At 73.1% G+C, this 10,426-nt stretch carries 10 protein-coding genes; 4 read left to right on the forward strand and 6 right to left on the reverse strand.

The genetic code is table 11. The features are described 5' to 3' along the window. The first annotated feature begins 17 nt into the window (after positions 1–17). On the forward strand, positions 18–512 hold the full coding sequence (locus tag AC07A6_RS31375; RefSeq protein WP_478779391.1) for a peptidylprolyl isomerase: 495 nt from the start codon (positions 18–20) through the stop codon (positions 510–512). Positions 513–717: 205 nt separating this feature from the next. Next, positions 718–1,875, forward strand: coding sequence for an RNA-guided endonuclease InsQ/TnpB family protein (locus AC07A6_RS31380; RefSeq protein ID WP_478779392.1), 1,158 nt, complete (start codon positions 718–720; stop codon positions 1,873–1,875). Positions 1,876–1,949: 74 nt separating this feature from the next. Here the strand turns inward: AC07A6_RS31380 and AC07A6_RS31385 are convergent, their stop codons facing one another. From AC07A6_RS31385 to AC07A6_RS31405, 5 genes are all read right to left on the reverse strand, one after another. Beyond that, a complete protein-coding gene (locus tag AC07A6_RS31385) occupies positions 1,950–2,459 on the reverse strand; it encodes a hypothetical protein (RefSeq protein WP_478779393.1) in 510 nt (169 codons plus the stop codon). A gap of 94 nt (positions 2,460–2,553) precedes the next feature. Then, positions 2,554–3,000, reverse strand: coding sequence for an SRPBCC family protein (locus tag AC07A6_RS31390; RefSeq protein ID WP_478779394.1), 447 nt, complete (start codon positions 2,998–3,000; stop codon positions 2,554–2,556). A gap of 257 nt (positions 3,001–3,257) precedes the next feature. Continuing rightward, positions 3,258–4,034 (reverse strand): enoyl-CoA hydratase/isomerase family protein, encoded by a 777-nt coding sequence (locus AC07A6_RS31395; protein ID WP_478779395.1) that lies wholly within the window; start codon positions 4,032–4,034, stop codon positions 3,258–3,260. Then, complete coding sequence (locus AC07A6_RS31400; RefSeq protein WP_362472559.1) at positions 4,031–4,489, reverse strand: Zn-ribbon domain-containing OB-fold protein; 459 nt, start codon at positions 4,487–4,489, stop codon at positions 4,031–4,033. The genes AC07A6_RS31395 and AC07A6_RS31400 overlap by 4 nt, the downstream gene beginning before the upstream one ends. Positions 4,490–4,500: 11 nt before the next feature. Further along, positions 4,501–5,652: a lipid-transfer protein gene (locus tag AC07A6_RS31405; RefSeq protein WP_478779396.1), complete on the reverse strand. Its 1,152-nt coding sequence runs from the start codon at positions 5,650–5,652 to the stop codon at positions 4,501–4,503. Positions 5,653–5,744: 92 nt separating this feature from the next. Between AC07A6_RS31405 and AC07A6_RS31410 the strand changes: the two genes are divergently transcribed. Both AC07A6_RS31410 and AC07A6_RS31415 read left to right on the forward strand, forming a co-directional pair. After that, the gene (locus AC07A6_RS31410; RefSeq protein WP_478779397.1) at positions 5,745–7,469 is read left to right on the forward strand and encodes a FadD3 family acyl-CoA ligase; all 1,725 of its coding nucleotides are present in this window, start codon (positions 5,745–5,747) and stop codon (positions 7,467–7,469) included. A 103-nt stretch (positions 7,470–7,572) separates the two neighbouring features. Beyond that, positions 7,573–9,543 carry an exo-alpha-sialidase gene (locus AC07A6_RS31415; RefSeq protein ID WP_478779398.1) on the forward strand — a complete coding sequence of 657 codons (1,971 nt, stop codon included), beginning with the start codon at positions 7,573–7,575 and terminating at the stop codon, positions 9,541–9,543. On the opposite strand, the gene AC07A6_RS31420 is transcribed toward AC07A6_RS31415, so the two are convergent. Beyond that, positions 9,544–10,269: a class I SAM-dependent methyltransferase gene (locus AC07A6_RS31420; protein ID WP_362472570.1), complete on the reverse strand. Its 726-nt coding sequence runs from the start codon at positions 10,267–10,269 to the stop codon at positions 9,544–9,546. Between the last annotated feature and the right edge of the window lie 157 nt (positions 10,270–10,426).

Here is a 10,426-nt window from a genome sequence, read left to right on the forward strand (position 1 = left end):
GTGACAGGATGGGACCCATGAGCAACGTATTCTTCGACATCACCATCGACGGTGCGCCGGCCGGCCGCATCGTCTTCAGCCTCTTCGACAAGGCCGTCCCGAAGACGGCCCGGAACTTCCGCGAGCTGGCCACCGGCCAGAACGGCTTCGGCTACGCCGGCTCCGGCTTCCACCGCGTCATTCCGCAGTTCATGCTGCAGGGCGGTGACTTCACCAACCACAACGGCACCGGTGGCAAGAGCATCTACGGCGAGAAGTTCGAGGACGAGAACTTCGAGCTGAAGCACGACCGCCCGTACCTGCTGTCGATGGCGAACGCCGGCCGCAACACCAACGGCTCGCAGTTCTTCATCACCACGGTCGTCACCTCGTGGCTCGACGGCAAGCACGTCGTCTTCGGTGAGGTCGTCGAGGGCCAGGACGTCGTCGACAAGATCGAGGCCCTGGGCACCCAGTCCGGCGCCACCAAGGCCAAGATCGAGATCGCCGCTTCCGGCACCGTCGAGGGCTGATCCACAGAATCCGCCGCACGCGCCGGCCGGCCCCGCCCCCGCTCCGGGGTGCGGGGCCGCCGCCGTTTCAGCAGGATCTTGCGAGGAGCCCCGGGCGTTTATGCCCGGGAGGATTCGCATCCTTGGATCGGAGGCGCGAAGCGCCGGGGTTCGCTCCGTTTCTGTCGGAACGGGTGTTGTCAGTGGGGCCTGTTACGTTGCCCGTATGAAGATCGTGACGCAGGTGAAGCTGATGCCGGAGGCCGGCCAGGCCGCCGCGCTGCGCTCAACCCTGCGCACGGTCAACGAGGCTGCGTGCTGGGTGTCGTCGGTGGCGTTCGAGCGCGGTGTCCCGCGTGAGTACGAGCTGCGCAAGCACACCTACGCCGAGCTGAAGGCGCGGGGTCTTGGCGCGCAGGCGGCGCAGCACGTCATCAAGAAGACCCGCGACGCGTACGCGACGCTCAAGGCCAGCATCAAGGCCGGGAACCTGGGCAGGCCGGGATCGAAGCGCCGCCGCAAGGCGGAGTCGAAGCCGATCGCGTTCCGGCATGAGGCCGCGCAGCCGTACGACGACCGTTGTCTGTCCTGGCAGTACGACCAGCAGACCGTGTCGATCTGGACCACCGCCGGGCGTCTCAAGAAGGTCCGTTTCGCGTGCTCGCCGGATGCGCTCAAGATGCTCCGCGAGCACCGCAAGGGCGAGTCCGACCTGATCGAACGCGACGGCTCGTTCTACCTGATCGCCGTCTGCGACATCCCCGAGCCGGAGGTGTACGAGCCTGCCGGGTTCGTCGGTGTCGATCTCGGCATTGCCAACATCGCCACCACCTCTACTGGCTACCGGGCTGCCGGACGGGGCTTGAGCCGACATCGCAAGCGGCAGCTCGACCTGCGGAAGAAGTTGCAGGCCAAGGGCACCAAGTCTGCGAAGCGGCTGCTCAAGAAGCGCTCCCGCAAGGAAGCCCGGCACGCCGCCAACGTCAACCACATCATCGCCAAGACCATCGTCACCACCGCTGAACGCACCGGACGCGGGATCGCCCTGGAAGACCTCACGGGCATCCGCGAGCGGGTACGGCTCCGCAAGGACCAGCGGACCTCTCTGCACTCGTGGAGCTTCCACCAGCTCGCCTCCTTCGTGGAGTACAAGGCGAAGCGGGCCGGGGTGCCGCTGGTGTACGTCGATCCGGCGTACACCAGCCGGCAGTGCTCCGAGTGCGGCCACATCGACCGGAAGAACCGGATCGACCAGGCGGCGTTCGCGTGCCGGTCCTGCGGGGCCCTCATGCACGCGGACGACAACGCGTCCCACAACATCGGCCGCAAGGGCGAGACCGTGTGGACTGCGGGGCGTGAGTCACGCGTCCCTGCCACCCCGTAGGGGTGTCTGGACGGAGGAGACCACGCGGCAGCCAGCCGCGCCCTACCTCCAAGCCCGGTCCTTCAAGGGCCGGGTCAAGTTGACTGGTCCTGTGAGGGGGCGGTGGACCACCGCCGGGGGTCCACCGGGTCGACCGCGTCGTGCGGGAGCTCGCGCCGGGTGTGGCGGCGGCGGCCGCGCATGACCGCCGCGGCGAGCAGCAGCAGGGCGCCCGCGCCGAAGGCGGTGGCGACACCGGAGCCGATGCCGACGCCCTCGATCCCGACCGAGAGCCCCTCGGCCGCCTGGCCCTGGCGGACCATCCACAGCACCGCGAAGCCCAGTACGACGACCCCCGCGAGCGCCATCAGCAGCCGCGAGCGCCGCACGACCGCGAGCAGCGTCAGCAGCGCCGCGAACAGGGACGGCAGCAGCAGCGAGCCCAGCAGGGCGGCCCCGTCGTCGGTGATGCCGGAGCCGGCGAACAGCTCCTCGATGCGGTAGTCGCGGCCGGGGCGGCCGTCGTACCAGGCGCGGAAGGGGCTCCAGACGGCGGCGGCCGCCCCGATCAGGCCGATGAGTGAGCCGATTGCGTTGCGGATCATGCCCGGCCCTCCGGGGTAGGGGTCAGGGGTCATGGGTCATGGCGTCGTGATCCCGACGCTATGTCCGGAGCCCCGCGGCCGCACGTCAGGTGCGTCAGGACGTGGCGCGGGCCGATTCCGCGCGGGCCCGCAGGGCGTCGTTCATCGCGGTGAAGTTGCGCGCGGTGCCGTCGAGCATCCTGCCGAGGAAGGGGACCAGGACCCCGCGGAAGCGTTCCCCGTGCTCCAGCCGGGTGGTGCGGTTCGGGCCCTCGGACAGGCGCAGGTAGTGCTCGCCGTCGAAGAGGCCGCGGACGAGGAAGTGCCCGGTCCAGCGCAGCTCGCTGCCGGGGGAGGCGACCAGGACGGTCGGCCGGAAGGTCGTGGGCTTCCCGGACTCCGGGTACATCGTCAGGGTGAGCCGCTCCCCGGGGACCGTCTCGCCGGCGGCCTCGCGGATGAACGGGTTCCAGGTGCGGTAGCGGGGGAGGTCGGTGAGGACCGCCCAGACCTCCTGGGGGGTCGCGTCGATGGTGATCTCGGTGCTGATGGTGCGTCGCACTGTGCCGTGCTCCTCTTGGTGATGCGGTGCTCACCGAAGGGACGCGGGGGGTGTGCGGCTGCCGCCGGGTTCGGTCGTCGGATGCAACCACGGTTCCCGCCTGCGAAGCACGGCGCGGGCGGCGTCTTCGCTGGTGGCGGAGAGAGCGGAGGAGTGCGTTCCGGGTTTCGGGTGGTGAATGCCGACACGTCGGGCGGCCCCCGCCCGGAACCCGGCCCCGGCCCCCGGCCCGCCCGGAGCCCGGCCCCGGCCCCGGCTCAGCGCAGGCGGAACTCCCTCCCCGGCGGCCGGGACGCGAAGAGGGCCGCCTGCCGGTCCGGCGGGAGGTTCCCCAGGGCGATCAGTGCCGGCGCCTGGTCCAAGGCCTGCTGCAGCGCGGCCCGCTTCGCCGACCACAGCGCCCGCACGGTGCCCTGGACCGCCTCCGTCGGGAAGGCGGCCAGCGTCCGCGCCGACCGCAGCGCCGCCTCCAGCAGCTCCCCGGGCTCCGCCAGCTCCGAGACCAGCCCGATCTCGTACGCCCGCCGCGCGGAGAGCCGTTCGGCCGTCCCCATCAGGGACATCCGGGCCGCCTCCCCGAAGGGCATCCGCTGCGCCATGTACACGGCCTCGTAGGCGCTGACCATCCCGTACGAGGTGTGCGGGTCGAAGTACGTCGCGGCGGTCGAGGAGACGATGAACTCCGCCTCGCCCAGCAGGTAGAAGGCGCCCCCGCAGGCCATCCCGTTGACGGCGGCGACCACTGGCTTCCACAGGTCGTTGGCCTTCGGCCCGATCGCGATCAGCGGGTCGTCGGCCGAGTACGGGGACTCCGGCTGCGGTACCTCGGCCGACCGGTCGATCCCCGTGCAGAACGCGGCGCCGCCCGCGCCCGTCAGCACCACCGCCCGCACGTCCCCGTCGAAGCGCAGCTCCCGCCACACCCCGGCCAGGGCGGCGGCCGTCTCCAGGTCGATCGCGTTGTGCCGGCGCTCCCGGTCCAGGGTGACGACGGCGGTCCCGGCGGCCTTGTCCCGCTCCACGCGCAGCGTCATGCCTTCTCCAGGACCCAGCGCGGCACGCTCATCCCGCCGACCTCGGTGAACACCGCCTGCACCCGGGCGCCGATGCGCAGCCGCGCCGGGTCGACGGAGTCCAGCGGGGCGTCGGCGGAGGCGACCAGGTTCCCGGCGAGCCGGATCTGCGGGGCGTCGGCCAGCTCGACGAGGATGACGTTGTACGGGGCCTGTGCGGCGTACGCGGGCAGCAGCGGCGGGTGCGGCCGGACCCAGGACCAGATCCGGCCCCGGCCGCTCATCCGGCGCCACTCGCCGTCGAAGGACTGGCAGTGCGGGCAGCAGGGGCGGGGCGGGAAGCGCAGCCGGCCGCAGGCGGTGCAGGCCTGGACGCGGAGTTCGCCCCGGGCGGCGTACTCCCAGAAGGGGGCGCCGTCCTCGTCGGGCACGGGCAGCAGGAGGGATTCCTCGGCGGATGCGGGGGTCGTGGTCATCGGTCGGCTCCTCACGCGCGCAGCAGGATCGCGGACGTCGGGACGCCCTCGCCCGCCGTCACCAGGCAGGTCGCGGCGTCCGGCACCTGGGCGGTGGAGGTGCCGCGCAGCTGCTTGACGCCCTCGTTGATCAGGTTGAACCCGTGGACGTACGCCTCGCTCAGCCCGCCGCCGCCGGTGTTGATGGGCAGCCGGCCGCCGAGTTCCAGCGCCCCGCCCTCGGTGAAGGAGGCGCCCTCGCCGCGCCCGCAGAAGCCGTAGCCCTCCAGGGAGAGCGGGATGAGGGGGGTGAAGGCGTCGTAGATCTGGGCGACGTCCACGTCGGCCGGGCCGAAGTCGGCCTGCTTCCACAGGTGGCGGGCGGCGGTCCAGGCGGGGCCGGACAGCGGGTCGTCGTTCCAGTAGTTGACCATCCCGTGGTGCTGGGCGGGCAGCCCCTGGGCGGCGGAGTGCACGTAGACGGGCTTCTGCCGGCAGTCCCGGGCGCGTTCGGCGGAGACGATCACGCAGGCGAGCGCGCCGTCCGTCTCCAGGCAGTTGTCGAAGAGGCAGAGCGGCTCGCTGATCATGCGGGAGCTCATGTACATCTCGCGGGTCAGCGGGCGCTCGTACATCATCGCGGCGGGGTTCTCGTTGGCCCGGTTGCGGCAGGCCATGGCGACGTTGAAGAGGTGGTCGCGGGTGGCCCCGTACTCGTGCATGTAGCGGCGGGCCAGCATGCCGATCTCGTCGGCGGGGCGCAGCAGTCCGAAGGGGCGGGTCCACTGGCCGGGGGTGGGCAGCTGGACGGCGGTGTTCTTCCAGGGTCTGGGGCCGGAGCCGCGTTTGCGGGAGCGCCAGGCGACGCCCACGGTGGCCTGGCCGGTGGCTATGGCGGCGGCGAGGTGGCCGACGGTGGCGCAGGAACCGCCGCCGCCGTAGCCGACCTTGGAGAAGAAGGTGACGTCTCCGGCGCCGATGGCCTTGGCGACCTCGACCTCGTCGGTCTCCTCCATCGTGTAGGAGGCGAAGGCGTCGACCTCGGAGGGTGCGATGCCCGCGTCGGCGAGGGCCGCGAGGATCGCCCGGCAGGCCAGTTCCTTCTCGGTCGACGGCAGCCGTTTGGCAAAGGCGGTCTGGCCGATGCCGACGATTGCCGTAGCGTCCTTGAGCGTTGCCGCCATCGCCACCTCCGGGTGCACCAGTACTGACAGCCGCGAAGGCTACAGCTAATCTGACGGATAGTCAGCTACTGGTTCCAGGGAGGGGCGGGCCGATGTACGAGGGCGCGGGCGCGGACGGCATCGAACAGGACTCCGGAGCGGGCACCGGCGACCCGGGAACGGCCCCGGCCGGCACTCCGGCCGGCACCCCGGCCGACATCCCTGCCGACACCCCCGACCCCCGCGGCGACCTGCGCTGGCGCACGGTCGCCGCCCTCGTGCGCGACGCCGCCGGGCGCTACGGCGACCGCGAGGCCGTCGTCGACGGACGCACCCGCATCAGCTACGCCGAACTCGGCTCCCGCGTCGAACGGGCCGCCGCCGCCTGCCTCGCCGCCGGCACCGAACCGGGCGACCGGGTCGCCGTCTGGGCCCCCAACACCCTCGAATGGATCGTCTCCGCCCTCGGCGCCGTCACCGCCGGAGCGGTCCTCGTCCCCCTCAACACCCGCTTCAAGGGCGCCGAGGCCGCCTACGTCCTCGCCCGCAGCCGGGCCCGCCTGCTCTTCGTCACCGGCACCTTCCTCGGCACCTCCTACGTCGCCTCCCTGCGCCGCGCCACCGCCGAAGGCGCCGGCACCGGCCCGCTCCCCGGCCTGCCCCACCTCGACCAGGTCGTCGTCCTCGCCGACGACGCCCCCGAGGCCTTCCGCACCTGGAAGGACTTCCTCGCCGGCGGGGACGCGGTACCCGCCGCAGCGGTCCGCGAACGCGCCGACGCGATACGCCCCGACACCCCCTCCGACATCATCTTCACCTCAGGCACCACCGGCAGCCCCAAGGGCGCCGTCATCACCCACGCCCAGACCCTGCGCTGCTACGCCGTGTGGAGCGAACTCGCCGGACTGCGCGAGGGCGACCGCTACCTCATCGTGAACCCCTTCTTCCACACCTTCGGCTACAAGGCCGGGATCATCGCCTGCCTGATGCGCGGCGCCACGATGGTCCCCCAGCCCGTCTTCAACGTGGACACCGTCCTCGCCAACATCGCCGCCGAGCGGATCTCCGTGCTCCCCGGCCCGCCCACCCTCCACCAGTCCCTCCTCGACCACCCCCAGCGCGACCACCACGACCTGTCCGCCCTGCGCCTGGTCGTCACCGGCGCCGCCGTCGTCCCCCTCCAGCTCGTCGAACGGCTCCGCGCCGAACTCCGCATCGCCACCGTCCTCACCGCCTACGGGCTCTCCGAGGCCGGCGGCATCGTCACCATGTGCCGCCGCGACGACCCCGCCGAGACCGTCGCCGCCACCTCCGGCCGCGCCATCCCGGACACCGAGGTCCGTGTCACCGGTACCGGCGGCACCGCCCTCCCCGCCGGGGAGGCGGGCGAGGTCCTGGTCCGCGGCCACCACGTCATGCGCGGCTACTTCGAGGACCCCGAGGGCACCGACGCCGCCATCACCCCCGACGGCTGGCTGCGCACCGGCGACGTCGGCGTCCTCGACGCGGCCGGCAACCTGCGCATCACCGACCGGATCAAGGACATGTTCATCGTCGGCGGCTTCAACGCCTACCCCGCCGAGATCGAGCAACTCCTCGGCCTCCACCCCGACATCGCCGACGTCGCGGTCGTCGGCGTCCCCGACCCCCGGCTCGGCGAGGTCGGCAAGGCGTACGCGGTCCGCCGCCCCGGCTCCACCCTCACCGCCGACGACCTGATCGCCTGGTCCCGGCGGGAGATGGCCAACTACAAGGTCCCCAGGCAGGTCGAGTTCGTCCCCGCCCTGCCGCGCAACGCCAGCGGCAAGGTCCTCAAGACGGAACTCCGGGCGCGCTGACCGCCCGGCCCCCGCACTCCGTGACGCGCCCGGGCCGCCCGCCGTGACGCGCCCGGCCCCGCCGTGCCGAGGCCGGGCCGGACGCGGGCGTTAGCCTGCACGGGTGAGCCCAAACCAGTCAGGTGTCCGATTCCGTCTGCCGTTCCGGTTCCGCCGCCCGAGCGGGAGGGCGGGCGTCGCCTGGGCCGTCACCGGCGCGCTCGGCCTGTCCGCCGCCGGCTGGCTCACCCTCGCCCCCTCACCCTCCGACCCGGCGGACGCGGAAGGCGCCGGACCCGCGAAGGCGAAGAAGGCGACCGGCCTCACCGCCGCCGTCTCCGCACCCTTCAGCGCCTTCACCGAGGGCTACGACTGCTACCGCATTCCCACCCTCGTCACCACCAAGGACGGCACCCTCCTCGCCATCGCCGAAGCCCGCACCGCCAGCTGCAACGACATCGGCGACATCGACATCGTCCTCAAGCGCTCCACCGACGAGGGCCGCACCTGGGGCCCCATGCAGGTCGTCCGCGGCGCCGGCGACCCCGGCGCCTACGGCAACCCCGTCCCCGTCGTCGACTCCGCCTCCGGACGCATCACCCTGCTCCACGCCTACAGCACCTGGGCCCCCGACGCCGACGGCAACCGCGTACGCGGCCCCCGCGAACTGCGCCTGGCCCACAGCACCGACGACGGCGCCGGCTGGACCACCGACCCCGCCCCGCAGCCCCAGCTCAAGGGCGCCGACTGGGCCTGGGTCTCCGTCGGACCCGGCCACGGCATCCAGCTCACCCCGACCCGCCCCGACCGCCCCGGCCGGCTCGTCGTCAGCGCCGACTACCGCACCGAGTCCGGCGAATCCGGCGCCCAGCTCCTCTACAGCGACGACGGCGGCCTCACCTGGAAGCCCGGAGCCCGCTGGGGCGCACCCGAAGGCACCCCCGCCCCCAACGAACCCGCCCTCACCCAGCTGCCCGACGGCCGGATCTACGTCAACGCCCGCTCCACCGCCACCTGCGGCACCCCCGACCACCGCGTCGCCGCGATCGTCGAGGACGCCGCCGCACCCGCCGTCCCGGAACCCGGCTTCCGCCCCGTCACCGACCTCCCGGCCCCGCCCGCCGCCGGCTCCGTCCTCCAGCTGCCCGGCGGCCCCCTGCTGCTGTCCGCGCCCAGCCGGCCCGGCGCCGAGTTCTCCGACCGCTGGACCCTGGCCGTGCGCACCTCCAAGGACGAGGGCCGCACCTGGTCCAAGGACGGAGCCGTCGTCCTGCGCGAGCGCGCCGGCTACTCCGACATGGCCGTCCTGCCCGGCGGCCGCGTCGGCATGCTCTACGAGACCGCCAACGGCACCCCGCACGGCTACGTCAAGTTCACCGCCTTCGGCCCCCACGAGCTCCGGGCCGCCACCGAGGACCTCACCCCGCGCCGCACCGCCGACGCCACCCCGTACCACGCCGACGCCGTCGTCCACGGCGCCCCCAGGCTCGGCAACCGCCCCGACGGCGGCAAGGCCCTGCGCTTCGACGGCAAGGACGACTTCCTGCGCCTGATCGACTGCCCGGACCAGCTCCGCATCGGAGACGGCGACTTCGCCGTCGCCACCTGGGTCAAGTACAAGACCCGCGGCCAGGACCGGGACGGCGGCCTGCGCCAGCCCCTGTTCTGGGCCTACGGCCAGGGCCCGGCCGCCAAGCAGCTCCGCATCGAGGCCGACCCCGCAACCGGCCGCCTCGAAGCCACCCTCAACGCCGGCACCGGCCCCGCCGCCCTCACCGCCGCCACCCGCACCGACGACGACGCCTGGCACCACGTCGTCCTCCAGCGCAAGGGCACCCGCCTGGAACTCTCCGTCGACGGCGCCCCGCCCGCCACCACCGAACTCGCCCCGGACCGCATGGACTTCCGGCCCACCGGAGCCTTCACCGTCCACCTCGGCACGCAGCCCGACTACAAGGCCTTCTACGCGGGCGCCCTGGACGACGTACGCGTCTACGGCCGCGCCCTGTCCGCCAACGACACGGCCCGCCTGCGCGCCGGCAACGACCTCACCGACCAGCTGCGGGTCCACCTGCCCTTCGACCGGATCCGGTGATCAGGCGCCCTTGCGGGCCAGCAGCAGCCGCCACCGCGGAGTGCCGTCCTCCCGGTACCCGAAGTGCTCCAGCGGGACCGTCTCCACCCCGAACCCCGCCGCCTGCAGATCGGCGCGGACCGGGCCGAACGGGAAGGTGCGGTAGTACATGACGAACGGCGGCCGCCACACGGCGTTGCGGACCCGCATCGCCGCGTCGAAGCCCGCCACCGCCCACCACAGCGGGTGCGTCGGCGGGATCGGGGCGCCGACCGGGAAGGCGAACACCCCGCCCGGCCGCAGCGCCCGGTGCACCTGGGCGAACAGGGCCGGCCGCTGCGACGGCAGGAAGTGCCCGAAGGCCCCGAAGCTCACCGCCAGGTCGTACGCGCCCCCGAGCGCGCCCGGCAGCGCCAGCGCGTCGGCCCGTACCAGGTCCACGCCCTCGGGATGCGCCCGCGCGGCCTCCGCCAGCATGCCCGCGCTGAGGTCCACCCCGGTCACCCGGTCCCGGCACAGCCGGCGCAGCATCCCCAGACCCGCACCCGTACCGCAGCACACGTCCAGCCCCGACCCGAAGGAGCCCTCCCGCGCGGCGAGGGTCTCCTCCACGGCGTCGAGCATCCGGTCCGGGGTGCGGAACGGGGTCCGGTCGAACTTCGGCGCGAGCAGGTCGTAGCCGTGCTCGACGGACGAGAGGGCCTGGACGGCCAGTTCGCGCAGGCTGGGTCCCTGAGAAGTGAACACGGTCACACCCTACGGCGTACCGGACATGCAAAGGCGGGGGGGGGGGGGGGGGGGGGGGGGGGGGGGGGGGGGGAGAGGGGGGGGGGTGGGGGGGGGGGGGGGGGGACCCTCCTTCCCCCTCCATCCCGTTGTGTTGCTATCGTTTTTCTTTCTCTGC

The sequence above is a fragment of the Streptomyces sp. NPDC044002 genome (genome assembly GCF_056434525.1).

Bases quoted from the DNA above. Each gene is read 5' to 3' on its own strand.
- AC07A6_RS31410 (WP_478779397.1), top strand. From the start codon at position 5,745: ATGTACGAGGGCGCGGGCGCGGACGGCATCGAACAGGACTCCGGAGCG.
- AC07A6_RS31405 (WP_478779396.1), bottom strand. From the start codon at position 5,652: ATGGCGGCAACGCTCAAGGACGCTACGGCAATCGTCGGCATCGGCCAG.
- AC07A6_RS31395 (WP_478779395.1), bottom strand. From the start codon at position 4,034: ATGACGCTGCGCGTGGAGCGGGACAAGGCCGCCGGGACCGCCGTCGTC.
- AC07A6_RS31385 (WP_478779393.1), bottom strand. From the start codon at position 2,459: ATGATCCGCAACGCAATCGGCTCACTCATCGGCCTGATCGGGGCGGCC.
- AC07A6_RS31380 (WP_478779392.1), top strand. From the start codon at position 718: ATGAAGATCGTGACGCAGGTGAAGCTGATGCCGGAGGCCGGCCAGGCC.
- AC07A6_RS31400 (WP_362472559.1), bottom strand. From the start codon at position 4,489: ATGACCACGACCCCCGCATCCGCCGAGGAATCCCTCCTGCTGCCCGTG.
- AC07A6_RS31375 (WP_478779391.1), top strand. From the start codon at position 18: ATGAGCAACGTATTCTTCGACATCACCATCGACGGTGCGCCGGCCGGC.